The organism is Pseudomonas oryzihabitans (assembly GCF_024652905.1).
GTDB classification, from domain to species: Bacteria; Pseudomonadota; Gammaproteobacteria; order Pseudomonadales; family Pseudomonadaceae; genus Chryseomonas; species Chryseomonas benzopyrenica.
The window spans coordinates 224740-249829 of record NZ_CP102428.1 but is presented as its reverse complement, the minus strand read 5'-3'; the positions used below and the strand labels follow the sequence as shown (position 1 = coordinate 249829).

Below are 25090 nucleotides of genomic sequence, written 5' to 3'. Positions count from 1 at the left end.
GGGTGGGAAAAAAGGGTGGTCACTGTAATGGCGGTCCCTGGCGTTGACAACGCCGGGGACCGCGGGTGCCCTTTAGGCTTCGGCCAATTGCGCCAGGGCGGCGCGGGTGCGCTCGACAAGGGCGTCACGGGCGGCGGGGGAATCGCTGGCGACGCCTTCGGCCACCACCTGATCGTCCAGCAGCAGCTGGAAGCCATTGCCGTCTCCCGCCACGACACTGGCCGGCGTCGCGACCAGCTGCTTGCTGGTGATGCCGGCGGTCTTGGCTTCGGCGAAGGGGATCGACAGCGCCAGTTCGGTGCCGTCGGTGTCGAGCAGGCGGAAGCGGAAGCTATCACCCTCACGGAAGCTGACGAAGCGGGCGGTCTTGCTGGTCTTCTTCTTGGTGCTGCCGACGGCGACCTGGGTCTTGAGCGAGCGCAGGCCCACGGCTTCGCGCAGTTCGCCGAGGAAGGGCGTGGCATCGCGGCGGGCCTTGGCGGCGCCGGCCAACAGGATATCTTCCAGATCGTCGGGGCGGGCGATCAGCGCCGCATAGCGCTCGCGGGCCTCGCCCAGCTCGGCATCCAGTACCTCGAACAGCTGACCCTTGGCTTCGCCCCAGGCCAAACCGTCCTGCAGGGCCGCGCGGAAGGCCGCGCTCTGCTCGGGGGTGGCGAAGGCTTGGTAGAGGGTGAAGAGATGGGCGCTGTCAGGATCCTTGGGCTCGCCGGGCAGGCGCGAATCGGTGACGATCCGGGCGATGGCGTCCTTGAGCTGCTTGGCGCTGCCGAACAACGGGATGGTGTTGTCGTAGCTCTTCGACATCTTGCGGCCGTCGAGACCGGGCAAGGTGGAGACGCTTTCCTCGATGACCGCCTCGGGCAGCGCGAAGTAGTCGCGCCCGTTGCCGAACAGGTGGTTGAAGCGCTGACCGATGTCGCGGGCCATTTCCACGTGCTGGATCTGGTCGCGCCCGACCGGTACGCGCCGGGCGTTGAACATGAGGATGTCCGCGGCCATCAGCACCGGGTAGCTGTAGAGGCCCATGGTCACGCCCGCGTCGGGATCCTCGCCCTGCTCCAGGTTGCGGTCTACCGCGGCCTTGTAGGCATGGGCGCGATTGAGCAGGCCCTTACCGGCGACGCAGGTGAGCAGCCAGGTCAGTTCGGGGATCTCGGGAATGTCGGACTGGCGATAGAAGGTCACGCGCTCCGGATCCAGACCGCTGGCCAGCCAGGTGGCGGCGATCTCCAGGCGCGAACGCTGGATGCGCGCCGGGTCGTCGCACTTGATCAGGGCATGATAGTCGGCGAGGAAATAGAAGGAATCGGCATCGGCGGCCAGGCTGGCGCGGATGGCGGGACGAATGGCCCCGGCGTAGTTGCCCAGGTGCGGGGTACCGGTGGTGGTGATGCCAGTGAGAATACGAGTGGTCATGGAGGCGCTGGAAATCCGAGAGACTAACTGGGGTCAGGCCTGCAGGCGCGGCAGGACCAGATCTTTGAGTTCGACGAGTTTGCCATGGAAGAAATGGCTGCACTCGGCGACGCGGAGCAATTCGTGCGGCTGTTCGAGCGCGGCGGACCAGGCATAGACCCGCTCGGGGGTCACCACCTCGTCGGCTTCGGGCTGGATCACGGTGAGGCGTGCGCGCGTGGGCAGACGGCCATCGACCGTGAAACGCTCCACCGGCGGCGCCAGCATGAACAGTCGCTCCACCGCGACGCCCTCGCCTTCCAGGCGGCCGCCCAGGCAGGCGGCGACACAGGAACCGAAGGAGAAGCCGCAGAGGGTCAGCGGCAGGTCGGGATGGTGCTCGCGCAACCAGGCCACGGCGGCCGCGGCATCGTCGATCTCGCCTTCACCGCCGGCATGCACGCCGGTGCTGGCACCAACGCCACGGAAGTTGAATCTAAGGGTGGCCTGGCCGGCGTCCCGGGCGATGCGCTGCAGGGTGGCGACCACCTTGTTCTGCATGGCGCCGCCATGGAGCGGATGGGGATGGCAGAGCAGGACCGCGCCGGCAGGGGCGTCCGGGCTCTGGTACAGCGCTTCCAGAGTGCCCGCGGGGCCCTCCAGCAGCAGAGATTGTTCACGGGCTGACACGCTTGACTCCGTGACCCCGGACGAACAGTGCTCATCCAAGGAGTTGATTTTGATAGGGTCGATCCTGCGCGATGCCTGAGTGCGGGGTATGATGACGCCCAGCGAATGGCAGAAGACGCAACCCAGTGTACAGGCTCGCCGGTCTGCCGTTACCGTAAAGCAAAGCCGCTCATAGAGGAAGTTTCGTGGAACAGTCGCTCACTACCTGGTTGTTGCCCCTGATCGCGCTGCTGATCGGGGTCGGGATAGGTTTTCTGCTGGCGCGCCTGGTGCCGGGTGCCGCGCCGAGCCGCGTGCAGCGCCAGCTGGATGACCTGCAGAAGAAGTTCGACGACTACCAGCACGAGGTCACCAGCCACTTCAGCACCACCGCCGGCCTGGTGCGCAAGCTCACCCAGACCTACCAGGACATGCAGTCGCACCTGTCCGAAGGCGCCGAGCGTCTGGCCCAGGACGAGCTGACCCGTCAGCACCTGCTGGCCTCGCTGCACAGCGCCGAGCAGCGTTACCCATCCAGTCGCGAGCGCATCGACGGTCCGACCGAAGCGCCGCGGGACTACGCGCCCAAGGGTGACGGCACCCCCGGCACCCTCGACGAAACCTACGGCGTGAAAAGCCGCGGTTGATCGCCAAGGCCGGGGACTCCCCGGCCTTCTGCTTTCCGGCGCCCGCCCTCGTCACTCGGGACGCGACGTCCGGCCCTTTTCCGGCCCGTCATGGCATAATCCGCGGTTGTTAGAGCCTGTTCAAAGGCTCGCGAGCTAGAGCCAAACAAGGCAAAAATGGCTGAGGAAGCGGAGTTTACGAGTGGTAAATGAGCATTCCGAATGCCATTTTTAACGCCGTTTGGCCGACGCGCAGCAGACTTTGAGCAGGCTCTTAGTCTTTCGCAGGAGAACACCATGCCCGCAGCGGCCAGTGGCCTGAGCCTCTACGGCATCAAGGCCTGTGACACCATGAAGAAGGCCCGCCTATGGCTCGACGAGCACGGCCAGGCCTATCACTTCCATGACTACAAGCAGAGCGGCATCGACCGCGAACGGTTGGCGGCCTGGTGCGCGGAACATGGCTGGGACAAGGTGCTCAATCGCGCCGGCACCACCTTCCGCAAACTCGACGACGCCCAGAAGGCCGACCTCGATACCGCCAAGGCCATCGACCTGATGCTGGCGCAACCCTCGATGATCAAGCGCCCCGTGCTTGATCTCGGCGACCGTACCCTGCTGGGCTTCAAGCCCGAGCTCTATGCCGCGGCCCTGAACTGACCCCGCGGCCTCCGCCCCTACTACCGAACATCTCGCACCGACCGGATCGGTGCCTCTGCACAGGAACAGTCATATGTCGAATGCCCTCTTCAGTATCGCCTTCGGTGTCGGCACCCAGAATCGCCAGGACGCCTGGCTGGAAGTCTTCTATGCGCAGCCCCTGCTGAATCCGCCGGCGGCGCTGGTCGAGGCGGTCGCACCGCTGCTGGACTACCAGGGCGGCAACCAGGCCATCGCCTTCGCGCCGGCCCAGGCACGCGGTCTGGCCGAAGCCCTCAAGGGCATTGATGCCGTGCAATCGGCGTTGCTGACCCGCCTGGCGGAAAGCACCAAGCCGCTGGTGGCCACCCTGCTGGCCGAAGACGCCGCCCCCGCCTCCACCCCCGAGGCCTACCTGAAGCTGCATCTGCTGTCCCATCGCCTGGTCAAACCCCATGGCCTGAACCTCAGCGGCATCTTCGCCCTGCTGCCCAACGTGGCCTGGACCAACCAGGGCGCCGTGGACCTGGCCGAGCTGCCGGCCGAGCAGTTGGAAGCCCGTCTGCGCGGCAAGTTGCTGGAAGTCTTCTCGGTGGACAAATTCCCCAAGATGACCGACTACGTGGTGCCGGCCGGCGTGCGCATCGCCGATACCGCCCGCGTGCGCCTGGGTGCCTACGTGGGTGAAGGCACCACCGTGATGCACGAAGGCTTCGTCAACTTCAACGCCGGTACCGCCGGCCCCGGCATGATCGAAGGCCGCGTCTCCGCGGGCGTCTTCGTCGGCAAGGGCTCGGACCTGGGCGGCGGCTGCTCGACCATGGGCACCCTGTCGGGCGGTGGCAACATCATCATCAGCGTCGGCGAAGGCTGCCTGATCGGCGCCAACGCCGGCATCGGCATCCCGCTGGGCGATCGCTGCACCGTGGAATCCGGTCTCTATGTGACCGCCGGGACCAAGGTGGCGGTGCTGGACGACCAGAACCAGCTGGTGCGGGTGGTCAAGGCCCGCGAATTGGCCGGTCAGAGCGATCTGCTGCTGCGCCGCAATTCGGAAACCGGCGCGGTCGAATGCAAGACCAACAAGACCGCCATCGAACTCAACGAAGCGCTGCACGCGCACAACTGAGTCCACAACCGGGCAGCCCGCGCCATGCGGGCTACCCCGGAGCTGTCGCCATGTCGCTACCCTCCCCTTGGAGAGCCGAATTTCCGGCTTTTACCGCCTTCGCCGCCGATGGCATCACCTATCTCGACAGCGCCGCCACGGCGCAGAAGCCCCAGGTGGTGCTGGATGCCCTTCTGGCCAGCTACCGCTTGGGCGCGGCCAATGTGCACCGGGCCCAGCACTGGGCGGCCGAGCGTACCACCGCTGCCTACGAAGGCGCCCGGGGGCGGATCGCCGCCTGGCTGGGCGCCGCCTCGCCGCACGAGGTGGTGCTGACCCGCGGTGCCACCGAGGCGCTCAACCTGCTGGCCTATGGTCTGGAAGACGCCCTTGCCGCCGGGGATGAGATCCTCATCAGTGCCCTGGAACATCACGCCAACCTGCTGCCCTGGCAGCAGTTGGCCCGGCGTCGAGGCCTTGAACTCAGGGTCATCCCCCTGAACCCGAGCGGTCATCTGGACCTGGAAGCCGCCGAGCGGTTGCTGGGGCCGAGAACGCGTGTGGTCGCGGTCAGCCAGCTGTCCAATGTCCTTGGTACCTGGCAACCGCTGGCGGAGCTCGCCGCCCTGGTACGGGCACGCTCGCCGGCCTGGCTGGTGGTGGACGGCGCCCAGGGCGCGGTCCACGGACGTCATCGCCCAGGCGACTTCGACGCCGATTTCTATGTCTTTTCCGGCCACAAGCTCTATGCGCCCGAGGCCATCGGTGTGCTCTGGGGCAAGGCCGACTGCCTGGCGCAGCTCAAGCCCTGGCAATTCGGTGGTGAGATGGTGCAGCACACCTCCTTCACCGACGCCCGCTTTCACGCCGCCCCCATGGGCTTCGAGGCGGGGACGCCGCCCATAGGGGCAGCCATCGCCCTGGGCGCGGCGGTCGACTGGTTGCAAGGCCAGGATGAGACGCTGATCCGCGGTCACGAGCAGGCCCTGAGTCTGAAGCTGCTGGCCGGGCTAGCCGCCCGCGAGGGCGTCCGGGTACTGGGCGAGCCGCAGATCGCCCTGGCCAGTTTCCAGGTAGCTGGCGTCGATGTCGGCGATCTTTCCCACCTGCTGGGTGAACAGGGCATCGCGGTGCGTGCCGGTCAGCACTGCGCCATGCCGCTGTTCCAGACCCTGCAGACACCGGGTGCATTGCGGGTGTCCCTGGGCCTTTACAACGATGCCGAAGACCTGCAGCGCTTTTTCACGGCACTCGACAACGCCCTGGAGCTCTTGCGATGAATCTGCTTCCCGATGCAGCGGAAGCCCGCCGCGCCTTCGTCATCGCCAAGGGCTGGGAGGCGCGCTCGCGCCTGCTGCTGCAGTGGGCCGAGCGCCTGCCGGCGGTACGCGAAGAACGCGACGAGGATCTGGTACAGGGCTGCGAGAGCCGGGTACGCCTGACCCATGAAGCCCAGGGCGATCGCCACTTCTTTCGCGCCAGCAGCGAATCCCGGGTACTCAAAGGGCTGCTCGCGGTGGTGCTGGTGCGGGCCAATGGCCTGACCCGCGACGAGTTGGGCCGTCTCGATATCCATGGCTGGCTGACCGAGCTGGGCCTGGAACGGCAGCTGTCGCAATCGCGCAGCAATGGCCTGAATGCGGTACTCACGCGGATGCGCGAACTGGCGGCCTAACCCTTGCCAGCCACCGGATGGCGTCGCGCGCGAAAGAACTCGGTCAGCACCTGGCTGCAGGCCTCGGCCAGCACCCCGCCTTCCACCAGCACCCGATGGTTGAGAAAGTCCTGCTCGAAGAAGCGACCGCGGCTTTGCGCCATGCCGGCCCTGGGCTCGCTGGCGCCATAGACCAGCCGCTGGATGCGACTGTGGACGATCAGGCCGGCACACATGCTGCAGGGTTCGAGCGTCACATAGAGGGTCGCCCCCGGCAGCCGGTAGTTGGCCAGGCGCGCGGCGGCATCACGGATGGCCTGCATCTCGGCGTGGGCGCTGGGATCATGGGCCCCGATGGGCCGATTGAACCCCCGGCCTATGACTTCTCCGTCCAGCACCACCACCGCGCCGACCGGCACCTCGCCCTGCCCCGCGCCCTGCTCCGCCAGGGCCAGGGCCTCACGCATGAATAGGTCATCCCGGCTGCGGTCGATGATGGGCAAGGGACGGAAGCGGGCCATGTCGAGACTCTGGGCAAAAGTCCATGATACCGCCGTCAGGCAGGGAGGCCAGCCAGGACATCTCAGGTCAGTCCAAGAACCCTTCGTCCGAAAGAGAAGCGCAATAATCGTTATCGGCTACTGCGAATGCGAAACTAGTGCAACGGATGCTGAAACTGCGTGACCGGCATCACATTCACAGCCATTCGGTGCTAAAGCTTTAACAGGATCGCCCTGGAGCGGTCCTATTCAAGAGTTCATTTGAGACAGTCGCATGATTGCTGCACCTTCCGGTCAGTCGCTGCAAAGCTGCGAAAGCGAGCCGATCCGCATTCCAGGCGCTATCCAGGCACATGGCTATCTCATCGCTTTCGAGGAGGTGGAGGGGCTGGTCAAGCATGTCAGTCACAACCTGCCCGAGTTGCTGGGCAAGCCGCAGGTGGAGTTGCTGGGTCGGCCGCTGCAGCAGGTCCTGCCCGTCGACCTGTTGGAACAGGTGCGACAGGCGCTGACGCTGGAACATCTGGAAGAAGCCAATCCGTTGAGCTGGACGCGCCCGATTCGCGACATGGACGTGATCCTGCATCGCAACCATGGGCTGGTGTTCCTGGAATTCGAGCCGGATGACCACGGCGGTGTCGAGCCGGCGGGCCTGGCCCGCGCTCTGGCGCGTCTGCAACAGGCGCGTACCCTGCCCGAGCTGTGCGAAGGCGCGGTACGGGAAGTGCGGGCGCTGACCGGCTTCGATCGGGTGGTGGTCTATCGTTTCGACGACGGTGGCGATGGTCAGGTGGTGGCCGAGGACCGCGTCGAGGATATCGACAGCTATCTGGGCATGCACTTCCCAGCAGCCGACATTCCTGCCCAGGCGCGGGCGCTCTATCACGAGAACTGGATCCGCAACATTCCCGACGCCCAGTACCAGGCAGTGCCCCTGGTGCCGGCCTTTCTACACGGCAGCGAGCGGGATCCGATCGACCTGACCCACGCCGTGCTGCGCAGCGTGTCGCCCATCCATTGCCAGTACGTGCGCAACCAGGGTCTGCGTGCCTCCATGAGCGTTTCGCTGATCAGCGACGACAAGCTCTGGGGGCTGATCAGCTGTGGCCATCGCGAGCCGCTGTATCTGCCCTATCGCACCCGGATGGCCTGCCGCTCGGTCGGGGTGCTGGTGTCCCTGATGATCCGCGCGCTGGAGAATCGCCAGGTCCAGCGCGAGATCGATGCCCGCGAGGCGCAATTGGCCGCGCTGATCCAGGGGATGTGCGACAGCCGCGGCGAGGTGCTCAGCGGCCTGTGCGAGCGGGCCACGGATCTGCTGGAGCTGGTGGATGCCACCGGTGTCGCGGTGCTGGTGGAGGACGAACTCTGCAGCCTGGGCGAATGCCCCAGTGCGGAAGACGCCCGTATCCTCGCCGCCTGGGTCACCGCCGAGATGGACGCCTCGGGCATCTATGCGACGCGCTGCCTGGCCGACGAACTGCCCGATGCCCGTCGCTACAGCGACCGGGCCAGCGGCGTCCTGGCGCTGGCGCTCCCCAAACCGGTACGTAACCTGGTGCTCTGGTTCCGCCCGGAGATCGTGACCACCGTGGTCTGGAGCGGTAATCCGGCCAAGCTGGAGCCCACCGCGCCCGCCTCGGGTCCTGGCCTCAACTATCCCCATCCACGGCGCTCCTTCGACGCCTGGAAAGAACTGGTACAGCTGCGCTCCCAGCGCTGGCGCCCATCCGACCTGTTCGCCGCCAAGGACCTGCGCCGTTCGGCCATCGAGCTGGACCTGGCGCGTCAGGTCGAGCGTGAGCGCCAGGCGGTACGCCTGCGCGACGAGATCGTCGCGGCGGTCTCCCACGACCTGCGCAGCCCCATCACCATCATCCTGATGAAGGTCGGGATGCTGCAGCGCCAGCTGGAAAAGCTGGCGCTGGGCGATGACCGCCTGCCCAGTTCGCTGGAGGTGATAGAGACCGCGGCCAACCGCATGAATGCCTTGATCAGCGACCTGCTAGACCTGTCGAAGATCGAATCCGATCGCCTGGCGCTGGATCTGAAGCAGGCGCGTCTGGCCGACGTCTGTGCGCAACCCATCCTGCTGTCGCGACCGCTGGCGGAGATCAAGAACATCAGCCTGGAATACGCGGCCGATCAGGATATTCAGGTGATGGTCGAAGCCGAGCGCATCTTCCAGGTGCTGATGAATCTGCTGGGCAATGCCATCAAGTTCACCGCGCCGGGTGGTCTGGTCCAGCTGAGCATGCAGCGGGTCGGTCCCATGGCCCAGATCAGTGTGAGCGACAACGGTCGTGGCATGAGCCAGGCGCAGCAGGCGCGGGTCTTCGAGCGCTTCTGGCATGTGCAGGAAGACAACCCCACCGGCCATGGGCTGGGGCTGTATATCGCCAAGGGCATCGTCGAGGCCCATGGTGGCGAGCTGAGCGTCACCAGTACCCTGGGCGAGGGCAGTACCTTCACCTTCACCCTGCCCATCGCGCCCTAGCCGTCAGGACGTGAAAGAAGAAAGCCCCGGTGGCCGACAGCGACGTTGAAACCACCGGGGGAGCGCTCGGCTCGCTGTAATGGACGTCAATGCAACGCCGCGAATTCCTGCCTTTCGTCGGGCTCGAAGAGTCATTTTCTTCAATACGGAGGACGGTCACGCTCGCTAGGGTCAGGTCTGCGCAATCGACGAGACCTAGCGATGACCCTGACCCTGATCCTGTCCATGGCCACCTTTGCCCTGGTGGCTTCCCTTTCGCCCGGCCCGGTCAACCTGGTGGGCTTCAACACCGGCCTGACCCATGGCTGGCGCCCGGCCCTGTGGCATGTCGCGGGCGCCACCCTTGGCTTCGTGGTGTTGCTGGTGGCGGTCGGCCTTGGCCTGCATGGGGTGCTGGCGGCCTGGCCGATGCTGCTCTGGGTCTTGCGCGCGGCCGGCGCGCTCTTTCTGCTGTACCTGGCGTGGAAACTGGCGAGGGCCTCCGGGGACCTGGGCACCGGCCAGCTGCGGCACTGTCCGGGCTTTCGTGATGGTGCCTTGTTGCAGTGGCTCAATCCCAAGGCCTGGCTCGCCGCCGCGGCCGGGGTGGCCCTGTTCGTCGGCGAGGATCGCGGGCGCCTGGCGCTATTCGCCGTCCTCTATCTGGTGATCTGCTTCGCCTCGCTCGCCTGCTGGGCGGTGGCCGGCGAATGGCTGCGCGGTCGCGCCCTGGCGGCGCCCCGCCTGCGCCTGCTCAATCGCGGCCTGGCGGTGCTGCTGGTGCTGTGCGCCGCCTCACTGCTGTGGGAGGGTTGAAGCGGCGCGGTACTGGCCAGGGGTAGCTGCCACCAGGCGCTTGAAGGTGCGCTGCAGATGCGCCTGGTCGGCGAAGCCGGTGGCCAGGGCGACCTCCGCCAACTCCTCGCCCTGGCGCAGTCGTTGCCGCGCCAGCCGGATGCGGCGGTCGATCAGATAGGCGTGGGGCGTCAGGCCATAGCGCCGGCGAAAGCTGCGAATCAGCTGAGTGGGCGAGAGATCCGCCACCTGGCTGAGCTGGTCGAGACTGACGCCCTCGCCGCAGTGGGCATCGAGAAACTCGGCGGCGCGACGCAGGCGGCGATCCTCGCGCCTTAGCGACATCGCAACGGGCGTGCGACCCAGGCGCGCCAGCACGGCTTCGAAGTACAGCAGCGCCCGGCTCTGGCGCTGCAGTGTGGTGCTGTCGGGGGCGACCAGGCAGGCATGCAGGGCCTCCAGGCCAGCGTAGAGGGTGACATCCCCGGACAGCTGCACGGCCAGCGGCTGGAAGTCGTCGGCGCCCGGACGCTGCAGCCCGGCCAGCCAGGTGGCGTCCACGTGCAGCATGCGATAGCGCCAGGCGTCCTCGCCCTGGGGATTGCAGGCATGGACGTCGCCGGGATTCATCAGCACCAGGGTGCCCGCCCCCACCAGTTCGCGGGTCGGGCCATTGCGATAGCGGCTACGACCGCCCAGCACGGTGCCGATGGAAAAGCTCTCGTGGGAATGGGGCGCATAGCAGAGCGCGCGACCGTCCTGGATGGATCGGGCTTCGAGAAAGGGCAGCGCGGGATCGCGCCAGAAACTCGGGGTGGTGGTCATCATCCTTCTCCCCGCAAGGACCGCCAGTGCCCGGGCCGCCCCGGGAATCCAGCCGGTAGCTTAGAGGAAGGGCAACGCTCCCGCATCCAGGAGCGACCGACGCTGCGCGCGGAAGCGCAGCCGCGCGAAGAGCGAGATGAAGACCCACAAGAAGGCAAGCACGGGAATCCGACCAAGGTCTAGATGCGACAATTTGCCGCACATTATTTGTAAACAAAAGTTTCTAAACACCATCAATAAGAGAGCAAAGCCGCCTTCCAGAGCGCTTTAGGCGAGGCCACCACCTCTGCCGTAGGACACGCCTGGAGCGACACATTGTCGATCCCAGCTCAGGAGTTTCGGATGAACCGTCGTACCGCCGACATCCCCGCGCGACTCACCTGCCAACCACCTTCAGCCGCTGCCCCTGGCGCCCTCGTCATCCCTGGGAGGGCGCGGCCATGATCGAGATCATCGCCCAGGCCCTTGCGCCCATCGTCTTCGTCACCGCCCTCGGCTGGTGTGCCGGTCGCTGGCGGGTCATGCCCGCGGAGGCGAGCAAGATCCTCGCCGCCTTCGTAGTCACCTTCGCCCTGCCCATTAGCCTCTTTCTCGCTGCCGCCAAGACCCGGCCCGAACAGATCCTCAACCTGCCCTATGTGGCGACCCTGGCAACCGGCCTGATCGGTATCTGGCTACTGGGCCTGGCGCTGGGTCGCGTGCGCGGCGGACACAACTGGCGCGAGGCGACCCTGCGTGGCATCACCGTGGCCTTTCCCAACATGGCCTACTGCGGGCCGCCGGTCCTGCTCGCGGCGGTCGGCCCGTCCGCCCTGTTGGCGGTGATCGTCGGCAACCTGATCGTCACCCTGGTGATCATTCCCTTGTCGCTGGTGCTCTTGAGCAGTGGCGGGGCCGCCCAGGCGCTCGCCAAGGCCGTGCGCCAACCGCTGGTGCTGCTGCCCTTGCTGGGACTGGCCTGCGCCCTGCTCGGCCTGCGGCCCCCGGCATTGCTGGTGGCGGCGACGGACGAAATCGGCCGGGCGGCAGGCGGCGTCGCCCTGTTCACCCTGGGCCTGATCCTGGCCAGCATCCGCCCAAGCTTCGACCGGGACATCCTCGGCAACCTGCTGCTGAAGAATCTGCTGCAGCCGCTAGTGCTGCTGGGTATGGGTCTGGCGCTGGGCCTGCACGGCGAGCTGCTCCAGCAGGTGTTCCTGCTCGGCCTGCTGCCATCGGCCACCGCGGCGCCCAGCCTGGCCATGGCCCAGGGCGTCTATGCCGAGGAAGCAGCGCGCAGCGTGTTGTTCAGCACCCTGCTCGCCATTCCCGGAATAGCCCTGGGCATCGTACTGGCGGCCAGCCTGTAAGAGGCCGGCCCTCACGTGAACCGGGGCCCGGCGGGTGCCCCGTTGCCTTGGTGAAACCCGCGCCGCAAGCAACCTACCGATGTTTCAGGAGACAGAAATGGCCATTCGATGTGTACGGCTCTGGACCGGCAACGACGGTAATTCGTTGTTCGAGGAAGGGCAGTTGGAACTGGGCGAAGGCCTGCATGGCAAGGCCTCAGGCCTGCCCATCGCGGTAAACGAGCTGTCCTTCCAGGAAACCACGGCGGGAGGTGCCTTCGAATGGCACCAAGACCCGCAGCCCCAGTTCGTCATCACCCTGAGCGGCACCCTGGAGTTCGAGGTCAAGTCGGGCAAGACCTTCGTGCTGCGGCCCGGCGACGTCCTGCTGGCCCAGGACGACACTGGCTCCGGGCACCGCTGGAAGCTGCTCGGCGACGAGCCCTGGCGGCGTGCCTACGTCATCTACGAGCCCAACGCGAACCTGCGCTTCGTTCCCAACCAGCCGGCGTAATGCCTGAGGAAACTGTCATGTCGTCATTGTCTTCCACGGATTCGCCCGACGTCGTGTTGATCGGCGCCGGCATCATGAGCGCTACCCTGGGTACCCTGCTCAAGGAACTCGACCCCAGCCTCAGCGTGACGCTGTTCGAGAGCCTGCACGATTGCGCCCAGGAGAGTTCCCAGGGCTGGAACAACGCCGGTACCGGCCATGCCGCCAACTGCGAGCTGAACTACACGCCGCAGCGCAATGACGGCAGCGTCGACATCGCCAAGGCGCTCAAGGTGAATACCCAGTTCGATCTCTCGCGCCAGCTCTGGGCCTACCTGGTCCGCAAGGGTGCGATCCCGGACCCGCAGGCTTTCATCCACGCCTGCCCCCATATGAGCTTCGTCTGGGGTGCGGACAACGTCGCCTTCCTCCGCGAACGCTATCGGACGATGAGCGCCCATCACTGCTATCACGGCATGGAATACAGCGAGGACCGCACGCAGATCGCCCAGTGGGCGCCGCTAATCATGGAGGGGCGCAGCGCCGACGAACCGGTGGCCGCGACGCGCATGGTGACCGGCACCGACGTCGACTACGGGGCCCTCACCCACCTGCTGGTGCGTCAGCTCAGCCAGCAATCGGGCTTCGCCGTGCACTATCACCAACGGGTGGTGGACTTGGCGCGTACCGATGGCGGTCGCTGGCGGGTGACGGTGGAGGATGTCGACCACGGCGGCCGCACGGAGGTCACCGCCAAGTTCATCTTCATCGGTGCCGGTGGCGGCTCGCTGCCGTTACTGCAGAAGTCCGGCATCCCCGAAGGGCACGGTTTCGGCGGTTTTCCCATCTCCGGCATCTGGCTGCGCTGCGACGTCCCGGCGCTGGCCGAACGGCATCAGGCCAAGGTCTATGGCAAGGCGCCCTCGGGTTCGCCGCCCATGTCGGTCCCACACCTGGACACCCGCATCGTCGGCGGCCAGCGCTCGCTGCTGTTCGGACCCTATGCGGGCTTTTCCTCGCGCTTCCTCAAACACGGCGCCCTGACCGATCTCTTCACCTCGCTGCGTCATGACAACATCCTGCCGTTGCTGAACGTGGCCAAGGACAACCTGGACCTGACCGAATACCTGATCGGGCAGATCTTCCAGAGCTCCAGCCAGCAATTCGCCATGCTGCAGCAGTTCTTCCCCCTAGCGAAGAAGCGCGACTGGCAGGAAGCGGTGGCCGGGCAACGGGTGCAGACCATCAAGCCCACCGGCCAGCATGGCCTACTGAGCAAGAAGGGCGAACTGGAATTCGGCACTGAACTGGTGAGCGCCGCGGATCGCTCCATCGCCGCGCTGCTCGGCGCCTCACCGGGTGCTTCGACAGCCGCAGCCATCGCTCTGGAGGTGCTGGAAACCTGCTTCCCGGAGCGTCTCACCGAAGACGCCTGGCTGCCGGCGTTGCGGCGCATCCTGCCGACCTACGGCCTCGACTTGAAGACCGACGCGGCAGCCTGCCGGCAGAGTCGCGCCGAGACCGCCAAGGTCTTGGGGATCGCCGACGTGTGAGGCTCCTCCTTGGCCGCATGCACGGGCATGCGGCCATCCCCCTTACCGGGTAGCGGCGTCTTCGGCTTCTTCCAACAGGACATCGGCCGTGATGACGTAGTCCGCGTCGGGATGCAGCTCGGCGCCCAGGGCCAGTTGCTGCGCGGCGGCGGCCAGGGTTGGCGCGCCCTGGAAGGTGGCATTGAGTTCGGCCAGCAGGAGGCCCATGTCCTTGTGCATCAGCGCCGCCGGGAATTGCGGCGCGAAGTCGCCCTCGCGCAGGGCTGCCAGCTTGCGCTGGTGGTGGGGCGAGAGCACCGCCAGGTCACCGAACACCTCGAACAACACCTCGGCATCGAGACCGGCGCGGGTGGCATAGGCCAGGGCTTCGGCCAGGGCGGCGAGACCCGCGCCCATCAGGCCGTTGATGGCCAGCTTGATGGCCGCGCCCTGCCCGGTCGGACCGACGTGATGCACGGTCTTGCCCAGGGTTTCGAGGATCGGCCGCGCCCGCTCCACCGCTTCGGGTTCGCCACCGGCCAGGACCACCAGTTGCGCCTGTTCCGCCTCGGGGGTGCTGCCGGACACCGGTGCCTCGACCACGGCGATGCCACGGGCGCGACCGGCCGCTTCCAGGCGCAGCGATAGCGCGGGCGAGTTGGTGCTGGTGTTGATCAGCAGGCGACCGCTTTCCAGACGGGCGAGGACGCCGTCGGCACCGAGCAGCACCTGTTCGAGGATGGCGTCGTTGGGCAGGGAAACGATCACCACCTCGGCCTGGGGCAACAGGGTCGCCAGGGGCTCCATGGGCGTGCCGTGGCGCTCGCCGTCCTGCTGGTGTTCGGCGTAGGCGCGGACCGGATAACCGGCCTCGCGCAGGTTGGCGCCCATGCGCTGGGCCATGGCGCCAAAGCCGATGAAACCGATCGAGGGATGAGCGGACATGAGGGGAGCTCCCGGTAGAGGATGGTGGTATCTCGACTCTACCTCCGGGCCGGGGTTCCGCCATCAAAAGCTTAGGCAAAGTCTCGCGAGCTAGAGCCAAACAAGGCGAAAAGACCTGAGGAAGCGCAGTTTACGAGTGGTAAATGAGCATTCCGAAGGTCTTTTCAACGCAGTTCGGCCGACGCGCAGCAGACGTTGCGCCTAGATCCCGCTGAACCAGTTGTAGCCCTGGTCCTCCCAGTACCCGCCGGGATAGTCGTTGGTCACGAACAGCGCCTGGATGTGCTTGGGATTCTTGAAGCCGAGCTTGGTGGGCACCCGCAGGCGCAGCGGATAGCCGTAGTCCGGCGGCAAGGCCACCTGGCCGAAGTCCAGCGCCAGCAGGGTCTGAGGATGCAGCGCCGAGGCCATGTCGATGCTGGAGTAGTAGCGGTCGGCGCACTTGAAGCCGACGTACTTGGCCGTGGTGTCAGCGCCGATGCGTTCGAGGAAGGTACGCAGGGGCACCCCACCCCACTGGCCGATGGCGCTCCAGCCTTCGATGCAGATGAAGCGGGTGATGTCGGCGCGCTGCGGCAGGCGGCGCAGGTCTTCCAGGGTCCAGGCCTGCTTGTTGGCGACCAGGCCGGAGACCTCCAGGCGGTAATCGCTGAGGTCCACTTCCGGAACGTTGTATTCGGGGTAGAAGGCGTTGAAGGGAAAGGGATTGGTGATCTGGCTGGCGGCATAGGTCGACGCCAGGCGCTCACGGCCGAACAGCCAGGCCTGCACCCGGTCGTTGAAGCGCGACATGGACCAGAGCACCTTGTCGACGCTGTCGCCGTCCTGCAGGTTGCAGCCGCTGAGCATGGCCAGGGCGCCCACCGTCAGGCCCTGCTTGAGCAGCAGGCGTCGCTGCAGATTCTCCACCTGCCGCTGTTGCGCCGGTTCCAGGCGCAGGCGTTCACGCCGACTCATCGTTAACCTCCTCGTGCGCCCGACCGGTGATCATCGGCGGCAGGGTGCGGGGGACCAGGATGACCAGGGCCAGGTGCACGACGACGAAGGCGCCGATGCCGGCCATGGCGAAGAAATGCACGTAGCGAGCGGTGTCGAAGCCGCCGAGCAGGGCCGCCAGCCCCTGCAATTGCACTGGTTTCCAGATCGCCAGGCCGGAGAGCACCACCAGCACGCCGAGGGCCAGTACGCCCCAGTAGAGCAGGCGCTGCACGGCGTTATAGGTGCCGAGGTGATGACCCAGACGCAGGCGCACGGCCGCGGCGAAATCACGGCCGATGGCGCGCGGTGACAGCGGCAGGAAATCCCGCCGGAAGTGGCCGCTGAACAGGCCATAGAGCAGATAGATCAGGCCGTTCGCCAGCAGTAGCCAGAAGACCGCCAGGTGCCAGGCGATGGCGCCGCCCAGCCAACCGCCAAGGGTCGCCCAGGCGGGAAAGGTGAAGGGGAACAGCGGCGAGGCGTTGTAGATTGCCCAGCCGCTCATGAACATGCAGGGCATTGCCAGGGCGTTGAGCCAATGGGTGAGGCGCACCGGCCAGCGGTGCACCAGACGCCGTCGCGAGGTGGTCATGATCTGTCCCTCTTCACCGCGAGATGGAGGCGGTCGCCATCCCAATCAGGCGACCGCGGGGGGTCTTACATGGGCGGGGTGAAACCGTCCTTACCTACGGCCACGCCCTTGGCGTGCTTGCCGTCTTCGGCGGGGAACAGCACCACCTTGGCGCCGGGCTTGAGCAGGCTGCGGTCGCCCTTCTCGACATAGGCGATGGGCACGTCTTCCGGTACTACCAGCTGCTTCTCGCCGCCTTTGTACTGCACGGTCAGGGTACGGCCATTGGCCTTCTTGAGTTCGCCCACGGTACCGTTGGTCATGGTGCCGGTGCTGCCGTCAGCGTTTTCCCAGCCGTAGTGGCCTTCACCGGAGCCGCGCAGGCTGGCCTCGAACACGGTCACCTCCAGCGCCTTGAGGGTGCCATCGGGCTGAGGGGTGGCGGCGGAGCCGATGAAGCTGTTGGCTTCGATGCGATCCAGGTTGGCCTTGGATACGGCGCGGTAGCTGGTCTTGTCGTCCAGCATCAGCGTCTGGTGGGCACCGTTGCGGGTGGTGAAGGCCAGGGTGTCGCCCTGGACGCTGTCTACGGTGCCGCGCATGGGCTTGACGGTGGGCATGGGCGCGGCCTGGGCCAGCAGGGCGCTGCTGGCGAGCAGCAGGGCAAGGGAACCGCGGAGCAGAGTCTGGGTACGCATGAAGCCTCCTGGGATAGGGAATCGCCCCGCCACAGTGCGACGCGTGGGGGGTCAGCAAGATGACCGGCGAATGACAAAAATGTCACCCAGCGAAGCGACCGGAGGCCCTACCATTACGTCATGCACATTCTCCTCATCGAAGACGACCAGAAGACCGGCGAGTACCTGAAGAAGGGTCTCGGCGAATCCGGCTACGCGGTCGACTGGACCCAGCACGGCGCCGATGGCCTGCACCTGGCCCTGGACGGCCGTTACGACCTGATCATCCTCGACGTCATGCTGCCCGGCATCGACGGTTGGCAGATCATGGAGGTCTTGCGCAAGAAGCTCGACGTGCCGGTGCTCTTTCTCACCGCCCGCGACGGCCTGCAGGATCGCATCCGCGGCCTGGAGCTGGGCGCCGACGACTACCTGGTCAAACCCTTCTCCTTCGTCGAATTGCTGCTGCGCATCCGCACCCTGTTGCGCCGTGGCGTGGTGCGCGAGCCCGAGCATTTCCACCTGGCCGATCTGCAGCTGGATCTTCTGCGGCGACGGGTAACCCGCGGCGACGACCTCATCGTGCTGACCAACAAGGAATTCGCCCTGCTGCACCTGCTGCTGCGCCGCGAAGGCGAGGTGCTGTCGCGCACCCTGATCGCCGCCGAGGTCTGGGACATGAATTTCGACAGCGACACCAACGTGGTGGACGTGGCCATCAAGCGGCTGCGCGCCAAGGTCGATAACCCCTACCCGGTCAAGCTGATCCATACCGTGCGTGGTATCGGCTACGTCTGCGAGGTTCGGCCTTGAGTGCGCGCTCACCCTCGCTGATCCTGCGCGCCACCCTGGGATTCGCCCTGGTGGCGCTGCTCGCCGTGGGCGGTGCCGGCCTGTTTCTCTACCACAGCCTGGAACGGACGGTGCTGGAGCGCGCCGACTACGCTCTGCTCGGTCGCCTGGCGCATTTTCGCAGCCTGCTCAGCGCCGACCTGTCGCTGGAGACCCTGGGCCGCAGTCCGCAGCTGTTCGCCAACATGCTGGGCAACGAGCAGGATGTCTTTCTCATCGGCGCGCCGGGTGCCAAGCCGGTGATCGCCTCCAATCCGCTGAATATCGCCCTCCCGGATCTTGCCGTGGTACCCCAGACGCGGCGACCGACGCCGGCCGATATACGGGAAGGCACCCTGGCCGACGGCACCCGCTGGCGCGCGGCGCGGGTCGCGGTGAACACCCCCGAAGGCCCGGTGGAACTGACCGCCGCCCATGTGCTGCGCAACGAAGACACCACCCTGGCCGATTTCCAGCTGGGCCTGATCGGCGCGGTGACCCTGGCCTTCCTGTGTACCGCCGGCCTCGGCTATCTGCTGTTGCGACGCGGCCTGGCGCCGCTGCGGCGTATCGCCCGCCATGCCGGCGGCATCACCCCGACCCGCCTGGCCGCGCCGCTGGAGCTGGCCGATGCCCCGCGCGAGTTGCAGCCGCTGGTGGAAAATTACAACGCCATGCTGGCGCGCCTGGCCGACGGCTATGGCCGGCTGGTGCAGTTTTCCGCCGACCTCGCCCACGAGATCCGCACCCCGATCAATGCCCTCATGGGCCATACCGAGGTCGCCCTGCGCCAGGTGCGCAGCGCCGAGGACTACCAGGCGCTGCTGGCGTCCAACCTGGAAGAGCTGGAGCGCATCTCGCGCCTGGTGGAAAGCATCCTCTTCCTTGCCCGCGCCGACGACGCCCAGGCGGTGCTGACCCCGCAACCGTTGCGACTAGACGAAGAGCTGGCACGCATCGCCGACTATTTCGAAGGGCCGGCCGACGAGCGCGGCCTGCGCCTGGTCGTGGCAGGCGGCGGTGAGGTGATCGCCGATCCGCTCCTGCTCCGTCGCGCCTTGAGCAACCTAGTAGCCAATGCCATCCGCTATGCCGACCCGGATGGCGAGATCCAGCTGCAGGCGGACGGCGGGCGCATCCGCGTCAGCAATGCCGGTCCCGCCCTGGCGCCGGAACACCTGCGACGGCTATTCGATCGCTTCTATCGCGCCGATCCCTCGCGTCATCAGCCCCATGATTCCAACGGTCTGGGCCTGGCCATCGTCGCCGCGATCATGCGTCTGCATGGTGGGCGTGCCGAGGTCGAGCAGGATGCGCGGGGCATCCATTTCAGCCTGGTCTTCCCGACCCCGGCCGCCTGAACCGCGACCTGCCGCTCAAACCACGCAACCGCCCGTCACCAAAGGACTTTTTCCGCTTGCCCAGGCGGGCTATGGGCTGCATCGACCCGCCCACTACTGTACATTCATCTACCTTAGGCAATAAGCAAGGGTGGTAGGCGATGAGCGTGGATGTCGAACTGGTGCTGGCCGGCAAGATCGGCTTCGCGGCGCACCAGAACGCGGTGCCCGTGCTGCGTGAATTGCGCCTCACCCACAGCGGCCAGGCCCCCCTGGCTGACCTCAGCCTCACGGTGACCGCCGAGCCGGCTTTCGTGGTGCCACGCACCTGGCACCTGGAGCGCCTCGATCCCCAGGGCACCCTCTATCTCGATGATCGCGACCTCGAATTCGACGCCGCCCTGCTCGGCAGCCTCCAGGAAAGCCTGGTCGCCCAGCTGACTTTCACGGTGCGCCAGGGTGACGAGATCCTGCAGACGCGGCGCTATCCGGTCGAGCTGCTGGCCCGCAACCAGTGGGGCGGCGTGGACAGCATGCCCGAGCTGGCGGCGGCCTTCGTCATGCCCAACGACCCGGCGGTGGATCGCCTGCTGGGGGCAGCCGCCGAGGTCCTGCGCCGCGCCGGCAAGTCCACGGCGCTGGATGGTTACGAGGGGGAGTCGCGCCGCCGGGTCTGGGAGCTCGGTTCGGCGCTCTGGTCGGCCCTGTGCGGCCTGCAGCTGACCTACGCGGTGCCGCCGGCCAGCTTCGAGCGCCAGGGCCAGAAGATCCGCACGCCCGGCGCCATCCTCGACGGTGGCCTGGCCACCTGCCTGGATCTCGCGCTGCTCGCCTGCGCGGCGCTGGAACAGGCCGGCCTCAATCCGCTGCTGGTCATTACCCGCGGCCATGCCTTCGCCGGCGTCTGGCTGCAGCCCCAGGAATTCGCCCAGCTGCTTACCGACGACGCCGAGCCGGTACGCAAGCGGGTGGCGCTCAAGGACCTGCTGGTGTTCGAGACCACCCAGGCCACCGCTTCCCCGCCGCCGTCCTTCAGCCAGGCGGTGCAACTGGCCGAGCGGCAGCTGGACGACGAGACCTTCGTACTGGCCCTGGACGTCCGCCGTGCCCGTCTGCAGCGCATCCGCCCGCTGGCGGTGCCCGGACAGCTCGCCTCCCCCCTGGACGGCCTGCTGCTGCCGGGCGAAGCCCTGGAAGAGGCCCCGCCGCTGCCAGCCTTCGACGTGGACGTCGAGGCCGCGCCCACCACCCCGGTCGGTCGCCTGGCGCTCTGGCAACGCAAGCTGCTCGACCTCACCACCCGCAATCGCCTGCTGCACGTGCCGGAAAACGCCCGCAGCGTACCCCTGCTCTGCCCCGAGCCGGCGGCGCTGGAAGATCGTCTGGCCGAGGGCCGGGCGCTGCGCCTGGTGCCGTTGCCGGACCTGGCGGTGAGCGGGCGCGACGCGGTGCTGCACGAGGCCCGCGAGCACGAGAATCTCGAAGACGAATACGCCCGCGGCGCCCTGGCCCGTGGCGAGGTGGTCGCCCCCCTGGATGCGACCAAGCTGGACGCGGCGCTGGTGGAACTCTATCGGCGCGCCCGCAGCGATCTCGACGAGGGCGGCGCCAATACCCTCTACCTGGCGCTGGGTTTCCTGCGCTGGAAAAAGGCCGCCGACGATCCCAAGCACTACCGTGCGCCGCTGATCCTGCTGCCGGTGCGCCTGGAACGGCAGAGCGCCGCCAGCGGCATCACCCTGCACCTGTTCGAGGACGAGCCGCGCTTCAACCTCACCCTGCTGGAACTGCTGCGCCACGATTTCGACCTGGACATCCCCGGGCTCGACGGCCCGCTGCCCGGCGATGGCAACGGCATCGACGTGGACGGGATCTGGACCAAGGTCCGCCGCGCGGTACGCGACCTGCCCGGCTTCGAGGTCAGCAGCGAGCTGCTGCTCGGCCAGTTTTCCTTTGCCAAGTACCTGATGTGGAAGGACCTCACCGAGCGCAGCGACCAGCTGATGGAAAGCCCGCTGGTGCGGCACCTGCTGGAGCGCACCACCGAATCTGGCGCCTACCTGAGCGGCGGCAGCTTTCCCCGCGAACGCGAGCTGGATCGCCAGGTAACCCCGGCCGAACTCTTCACCCCGCTGCCGGCGGATTCCTCGCAACTGGCGGCGGTGCTGGCCTCGGCCGGTGGCCAGGATTTCGTCCTCGACGGCCCGCCCGGCACCGGCAAGTCCCAGACCATCGCCAACATGATCGCCCACAACCTGGCGCTTGGCCGGCGGGTGCTGTTCGTCGCCGAGAAGCGCGCGGCCCTGGACGTGGTGTATCGCCGCCTGGAGGCCCAGGGGCTTGGCGAATTCTGCCTGGAGCTGCATTCGAGCAAGGCCTCCAAGGCCGAGGTGCTCAAGCAGCTGGAGCGCGCCTGGGATACCCGCGACGGCCTCGACGAAGAGGAATGGCTGGCCGAGGCCGCCGAGGTGGAGCGCCTGCGGGATCGTCTCAACGCCGTGGTGGAGCGCCTGCACCGCCGCTGGCCCAATGGCCTGACCCTGCAGCAGAGCATTGGCCGCGTCCTGCGCGACGCTGCTCCCGATACTCCACGCCTGGCATGGTCCCAGGCCGATGCCCACGACGCCGAGGCCCTGGCCGAACTACGCACCGCGGTACGCCGCCTGGCCCTGCATGCCGAGACCGGGCGCAGCCTGGCGGCGGATTTCGCCCTCTTGCCGGCCCATCCCTGGTCCAACGCCTGGCAGGATGCCTTGGTTACCGCTGCCGAACGGCTGCGCGACACCCAACACGCCTTGCAGCAGGCGCGGCAACGCCTGCGCGATGTCCTCGGTCTGCCACTGGCGGACCAGGTGGCGCCCCGTCGCCTGCTGGAATTCGCCGAGCTGCTGCGGAGCGCCGCCGGCCAGGATCTGGCCTTCGCCTTCGGCCCTGGCGCTGCCGAGCGTCAGCGCCAGCTGGGGCGCGCCCTGGAGTTGCTGCGGGACTACCAGGCGCTGGAGCGCGAGCTGTCGGTGCCCTATGCCGCCGAAGCCTGTCGCCGCGTCGCCCTGACCCAGCTGGAAACCGCCTGGGATGCCGCCGCTCGACGCTTCTGGATCTTCGCCAGCCGCGCCCAGCGACAGGTCACCCAGGACCTCGCCCGCCAGGGCGAAACCCAGGGCCAACCCGATGTCGCCGCCGACCTGCCGCGCCTGCGCCGCCAGCGCACCCTGCTCACCGAGCTGGACGATCTGGCGCCCACCCTTGCCGGTATCGCCGGCTGGCAGGGCGTCACCAGCGACCTCGACGCCCTGCTCGCCCGACGCGCCTTGGCGGAAAGGCTGAGCACGGCGCTGCCAACCCTGGCGGAAACGCCCGAGCAGCTGCTGGCCCTACGCCAGGCGGCAGCGCGGCGGTTGCAGCATCCCGAGGATCAGCCGGTGGACACCACCCTGGCCCCGGCCAGCAGTGCCTTCGCCGAGGCCCTGGATGCAGCCGAAGCCGCTCGCCAGGCATTCGCCGCGCAGGCGGGACTGGCCGGTGATACCGCCGCCGCCGAGCTGGTACGCACCGCCGCCGCGCTGCTGCGGCAGCCCGGTCGACTCAAGGCCTGGTGTGACTGGCAACGCGTCCGCGAAGAAGCCGACGCCCTCGGCCTGGCACCCCTGATCGCCCGCGCCACGACCGCCGCGGCCGACGATCTCCCGACCCTGTTCGAGACCGCCTATGCCCGCTGGTTCGCCGCCACCGCCCTGGACGCCGAGCCGCTGCTGCGCGATTTCGTCCCGGCCGAGCACGAGAGCGACATCCAGGCCTATCGCCGGTTGGACGACCGTCTGCAGACCCTTGCCGTGCGCCATATCCGCGCCCTTCTCTGCCACGGCCTGCCACCGAAGAACGATGCGGCGCGCCAGGGTGGCGGCTTCGCCGTGCTCAAGCACGAGTTGCAGAAGCAGCGTCGGCACCGACCGCTGCGTCAGCTGGCCCTGGAAATGGGCGACGCCCTGGCGCGACTGGCGCCCTGCATGCTGATGAGTCCGCTGTCCATCGCCCAGTACCTGCCCCCGGACGGCGGCCTGTTCGACCTGGTGATCTTCGACGAAGCCTCGCAGATCGCCCCCTGGGATGCGGTGGGTGCCATTGCCCGCGGCGTGCAGGTGGTGATCGCCGGCGACCCCCGGCAGATGCCGCCGACCCGCTTCTTCGACCGCGCCGCCGGCGAGGACGACACCGCGGAGGACCTGGAAAGCATCCTTGACGAATGCCTGGGCGCCGGCATCTACAGCCACAGCCTCAACTGGCACTACCGCAGTCGCCATGAGAGCCTGATCGCCTTTTCCAACCACCACTACTACGACGGCAAGCTCATCACCTTCCCCGCCCCGGAGATCCGTCCGAGCGCGGTGGAATGGCGGCGGGTCGACGGCGTCTACGCCAAGGGCAAGGGCCGCCACAATGCCATTGAGGCCCAGGCCATGGTCGCCGAGGCGGTCAAGCGCCTGCTCGATCCGGCCTTCGCCGGGCTGAGCCTGGGCATCATCACCCTCAACAGCGAACAGCAGCGGCTGGTCACCGACCTGCTCGACCGCGCGCGCCAGCAGCACCCGGAGATCGAGGCGCACTTCGCCGAGGACCTGGCCGAGCCGGTGGTGGTCAAGAACCTGGAAACGGTCCAGGGCGACGAGCGCGACCTGATCATGCTCGGCATCGGCTTCGGTCCCACCGAGCCGGGCGCCAATACGATGTCGATGAATTTCGGTCCGCTGAACAAGGACGGTGGCTGGCGGCGCCTCAACGTGGCCGTAACCCGGGCGCGCCGGGAGATGCTGGTGTTCTCCTCCTTCGATCCGGGGCTGATCGACCTCAATCGCACCAATGCCCGCGCGGTGCGCGATCTCAAGCTGTTCCTGGAATTCGCCCAGCGCGGTCCCCAGGCCCTGGCGGCCGCGGTCAAGGGTTCGCTGGGTGGACACGACTCGCCCTTCGAGGAAGCCGTGGCCCAGGCGCTGCAGGCCAAGGGCTGGCGGGTGGTGCCGCAGATCGGCGTCTCGCGCTTCCGCATCGACCTGGGCATCGTCCATCCCGACCGCCCGGGGGACTACCTCGTCGGCATCGAATGCGACGGCGCCACCTATCACAGTGCCGCCACCGCCCGCGACCGCGACAAGACCCGCAGCGCCATCCTCCAGGGTCTCGGCTGGACGCTGCTGCGCGTCTGGTCCACCGAATGGTGGATCGACCGCGCCGGGGCGACCGAGCGGTTGCATGGGGAGATCGAGCGGCTGCTGGAAGAATCGCGGGCGAAGGCCTGAGGGTGAGGCCTGTTGGGCTTCGCTGTGCTCAGCGCCAACCTACGAGAATGGTACGTAGGTTGGGCTGAGGCAGCTCCATCGCCGAAGCCCAACAAGCCGGGCTCGATTTCGGCAACGTTGGGCTTCGCTGTGCTCAGCGCCAACCTACGGCGGTTTGCCTGATGCCGTAGGTTGGGCTGAGGCGGCTCCATCGCCGAAGCCCAACAAGCCGGGCGCGACCTCGGCACCGTTGAGCTTCGCTGCGCTCAGCGCCAACCTACGGCGGTTTGCCTGATGCCGTAGGTTGGGCTGAGGCGGCTCCATCGCCGAAGCCCAACAAGCCGAGCTCGACCTCGCCAACGTTGGGCTTCGCTGTGCTCAGCGCCAACCTACGGCGGTTTGTCTGGCACCGTAGGTTGGGCTGAGGCGGCT

Annotated in this window: 21 protein-coding genes; 13 read left to right on the top strand and 8 right to left on the bottom strand. The window is 67.3% G+C overall.

What is annotated here, in order from left to right; genetic code table 11:
* Nucleotides 1-72: 72 nt before the first annotated feature.
* A complete protein-coding gene (locus tag NRG74_RS01135) occupies nt 73-1419 on the bottom strand; it encodes a tryptophan--tRNA ligase (protein ID WP_231354648.1) in 1347 nt (448 codons plus the stop codon).
* Between the two features lie 33 nt (nt 1420-1452).
* Nucleotides 1453-2088 carry an alpha/beta hydrolase gene (locus tag NRG74_RS01130; protein WP_257705536.1) on the bottom strand — a complete coding sequence of 212 codons (636 nt, stop codon included), beginning with the start codon at nt 2086-2088 and terminating at the stop codon, nt 1453-1455.
* Nucleotides 2089-2273: 185 nt separating this feature from the next.
* On the opposite strand from NRG74_RS01130, the gene NRG74_RS01125 reads away from it, so the two are divergent.
* From NRG74_RS01125 to NRG74_RS01105, 5 genes are all read left to right on the top strand, one after another.
* A complete protein-coding gene (locus NRG74_RS01125; protein ID WP_064307427.1) occupies nt 2274-2714 on the top strand; it encodes a YhcB family protein in 441 nt (146 codons plus the stop codon).
* Nucleotides 2715-2990: 276 nt separating this feature from the next.
* Nucleotides 2991-3353 carry an ArsC family reductase gene (locus NRG74_RS01120; protein WP_007160615.1) on the top strand — a complete coding sequence of 121 codons (363 nt, stop codon included), beginning with the start codon at nt 2991-2993 and terminating at the stop codon, nt 3351-3353.
* A gap of 73 nt (nt 3354-3426) precedes the next feature.
* Nucleotides 3427-4461: a 2,3,4,5-tetrahydropyridine-2,6-dicarboxylate N-succinyltransferase gene (dapD, locus tag NRG74_RS01115; protein ID WP_042137936.1), complete on the top strand. Its 1035-nt coding sequence runs from the start codon at nt 3427-3429 to the stop codon at nt 4459-4461.
* 50 nt (nt 4462-4511) lie between these two features.
* Nucleotides 4512-5720 carry an aminotransferase class V-fold PLP-dependent enzyme gene (locus NRG74_RS01110; protein ID WP_257705535.1) on the top strand — a complete coding sequence of 403 codons (1209 nt, stop codon included), beginning with the start codon at nt 4512-4514 and terminating at the stop codon, nt 5718-5720.
* A complete protein-coding gene (locus tag NRG74_RS01105; RefSeq protein WP_093254558.1) occupies nt 5717-6115 on the top strand; it encodes a SufE family protein in 399 nt (132 codons plus the stop codon). The genes NRG74_RS01110 and NRG74_RS01105 overlap by 4 nt, the downstream gene beginning before the upstream one ends.
* Here the strand turns inward: NRG74_RS01105 and tadA are convergent.
* Nucleotides 6112-6615, bottom strand: coding sequence for a tRNA adenosine(34) deaminase TadA (gene tadA, locus NRG74_RS01100; RefSeq protein ID WP_257705534.1), 504 nt, complete (start codon nt 6613-6615; stop codon nt 6112-6114). The two genes, NRG74_RS01105 and tadA, sit on opposite strands and share 4 nt — an antisense overlap.
* Nucleotides 6616-6868: 253 nt before the next feature.
* On the opposite strand from tadA, the gene NRG74_RS01095 reads away from it, so the two are divergent.
* Together NRG74_RS01095 and NRG74_RS01090 are read left to right on the top strand one after the other, a co-directional pair.
* Complete coding sequence (locus NRG74_RS01095) at nt 6869-9091, top strand: ATP-binding protein (protein ID WP_257705533.1); 2223 nt, start codon at nt 6869-6871, stop codon at nt 9089-9091.
* A 207-nt stretch (nt 9092-9298) separates the two neighbouring features.
* Nucleotides 9299-9886, top strand: a complete 588-nt coding sequence (locus NRG74_RS01090) for a LysE family translocator (RefSeq protein ID WP_093254550.1) — start codon at nt 9299-9301, stop codon at nt 9884-9886.
* Here NRG74_RS01090 and NRG74_RS01085 read toward each other — a convergent pair.
* A complete protein-coding gene (locus NRG74_RS01085) occupies nt 9866-10690 on the bottom strand; it encodes an AraC family transcriptional regulator (protein WP_068383790.1) in 825 nt (274 codons plus the stop codon). The genes NRG74_RS01090 and NRG74_RS01085 overlap by 21 nt on opposite strands.
* 440 nt (nt 10691-11130) lie before the next feature.
* Between NRG74_RS01085 and NRG74_RS01080 the strand changes: the two genes are divergently transcribed.
* The 3 genes from NRG74_RS01080 (at nt 11131) to mqo (ending at nt 14064) form a co-directional block, all read left to right on the top strand.
* A complete protein-coding gene (locus NRG74_RS01080; RefSeq protein WP_017640008.1) occupies nt 11131-12039 on the top strand; it encodes an AEC family transporter in 909 nt (302 codons plus the stop codon).
* Nucleotides 12040-12136: 97 nt separating this feature from the next.
* A complete protein-coding gene (locus tag NRG74_RS01075; RefSeq protein WP_017640009.1) occupies nt 12137-12532 on the top strand; it encodes a cupin domain-containing protein in 396 nt (131 codons plus the stop codon).
* A gap of 26 nt (nt 12533-12558) precedes the next feature.
* Nucleotides 12559-14064 carry a malate dehydrogenase (quinone) gene (mqo, locus tag NRG74_RS01070; RefSeq protein ID WP_437181174.1) on the top strand — a complete coding sequence of 502 codons (1506 nt, stop codon included), beginning with the start codon at nt 12559-12561 and terminating at the stop codon, nt 14062-14064.
* Nucleotides 14065-14106: 42 nt separating this feature from the next.
* Here mqo and NRG74_RS01065 read toward each other — a convergent pair whose 3' ends face one another.
* From NRG74_RS01065 to NRG74_RS01050, 4 genes are all read right to left on the bottom strand, one after another.
* Nucleotides 14107-14988 carry an NAD(P)-dependent oxidoreductase gene (locus tag NRG74_RS01065; protein ID WP_059315753.1) on the bottom strand — a complete coding sequence of 294 codons (882 nt, stop codon included), beginning with the start codon at nt 14986-14988 and terminating at the stop codon, nt 14107-14109.
* 201 nt (nt 14989-15189) lie between these two features.
* Nucleotides 15190-15945, bottom strand: a complete 756-nt coding sequence (locus NRG74_RS01060) for a molybdopterin-dependent oxidoreductase (protein ID WP_257705531.1) — start codon at nt 15943-15945, stop codon at nt 15190-15192.
* Entirely contained in the window at nt 15932-16558 is a 627-nt protein-coding gene (locus tag NRG74_RS01055) for a cytochrome b/b6 domain-containing protein (RefSeq protein ID WP_017640013.1), read from the bottom strand. The genes NRG74_RS01060 and NRG74_RS01055 overlap by 14 nt, the downstream gene beginning before the upstream one ends.
* A gap of 65 nt (nt 16559-16623) precedes the next feature.
* Nucleotides 16624-17235 (bottom strand): hypothetical protein, encoded by a 612-nt coding sequence (locus NRG74_RS01050; protein WP_017640014.1) that lies wholly within the window; start codon nt 17233-17235, stop codon nt 16624-16626.
* 120 nt (nt 17236-17355) lie between these two features.
* On the opposite strand from NRG74_RS01050, the gene NRG74_RS01045 reads away from it, so the two are divergent.
* The 3 genes from NRG74_RS01045 (at nt 17356) to NRG74_RS01035 (ending at nt 24679) form a co-directional block, all read left to right on the top strand.
* A complete protein-coding gene (locus NRG74_RS01045) occupies nt 17356-18027 on the top strand; it encodes a heavy metal response regulator transcription factor (RefSeq protein WP_027598269.1) in 672 nt (223 codons plus the stop codon).
* Nucleotides 18024-19406 (top strand): heavy metal sensor histidine kinase, encoded by a 1383-nt coding sequence (locus NRG74_RS01040; RefSeq protein ID WP_257705530.1) that lies wholly within the window; start codon nt 18024-18026, stop codon nt 19404-19406. Before NRG74_RS01045 ends, NRG74_RS01040 begins: the two co-directional genes overlap by 4 nt.
* A 140-nt stretch (nt 19407-19546) precedes the next feature.
* Nucleotides 19547-24679: a DUF4011 domain-containing protein gene (locus NRG74_RS01035; protein ID WP_257705529.1), complete on the top strand. Its 5133-nt coding sequence runs from the start codon at nt 19547-19549 to the stop codon at nt 24677-24679.
* The last annotated feature ends 411 nt before the right edge of the window (nt 24680-25090 follow it).

Bases quoted from the DNA above. Each gene is read 5' to 3' on its own strand.
- NRG74_RS01135 (WP_231354648.1), bottom strand. From the start codon at position 1,419: ATGACCACTCGTATTCTCACTGGCATCACCACCACCGGTACCCCGCAC.
- NRG74_RS01120 (WP_007160615.1), top strand. From the start codon at position 2,991: ATGCCCGCAGCGGCCAGTGGCCTGAGCCTCTACGGCATCAAGGCCTGT.
- dapD (WP_042137936.1), top strand. From the start codon at position 3,427: ATGTCGAATGCCCTCTTCAGTATCGCCTTCGGTGTCGGCACCCAGAAT.
- NRG74_RS01110 (WP_257705535.1), top strand. From the start codon at position 4,512: ATGTCGCTACCCTCCCCTTGGAGAGCCGAATTTCCGGCTTTTACCGCC.
- NRG74_RS01105 (WP_093254558.1), top strand. From the start codon at position 5,717: ATGAATCTGCTTCCCGATGCAGCGGAAGCCCGCCGCGCCTTCGTCATC.
- tadA (WP_257705534.1), bottom strand. From the start codon at position 6,615: ATGGCCCGCTTCCGTCCCTTGCCCATCATCGACCGCAGCCGGGATGAC.
- NRG74_RS01095 (WP_257705533.1), top strand. From the start codon at position 6,869: ATGATTGCTGCACCTTCCGGTCAGTCGCTGCAAAGCTGCGAAAGCGAG.
- NRG74_RS01085 (WP_068383790.1), bottom strand. From the start codon at position 10,690: ATGACCACCACCCCGAGTTTCTGGCGCGATCCCGCGCTGCCCTTTCTC.
- NRG74_RS01080 (WP_017640008.1), top strand. From the start codon at position 11,131: ATGATCGAGATCATCGCCCAGGCCCTTGCGCCCATCGTCTTCGTCACC.
- NRG74_RS01075 (WP_017640009.1), top strand. From the start codon at position 12,137: ATGGCCATTCGATGTGTACGGCTCTGGACCGGCAACGACGGTAATTCG.
- NRG74_RS01065 (WP_059315753.1), bottom strand. From the start codon at position 14,988: ATGTCCGCTCATCCCTCGATCGGTTTCATCGGCTTTGGCGCCATGGCC.
- NRG74_RS01060 (WP_257705531.1), bottom strand. From the start codon at position 15,945: ATGAGTCGGCGTGAACGCCTGCGCCTGGAACCGGCGCAACAGCGGCAG.
- NRG74_RS01055 (WP_017640013.1), bottom strand. From the start codon at position 16,558: ATGACCACCTCGCGACGGCGTCTGGTGCACCGCTGGCCGGTGCGCCTC.
- NRG74_RS01050 (WP_017640014.1), bottom strand. From the start codon at position 17,235: ATGCGTACCCAGACTCTGCTCCGCGGTTCCCTTGCCCTGCTGCTCGCC.
- NRG74_RS01045 (WP_027598269.1), top strand. From the start codon at position 17,356: ATGCACATTCTCCTCATCGAAGACGACCAGAAGACCGGCGAGTACCTG.
- NRG74_RS01035 (WP_257705529.1), top strand. From the start codon at position 19,547: ATGAGCGTGGATGTCGAACTGGTGCTGGCCGGCAAGATCGGCTTCGCG.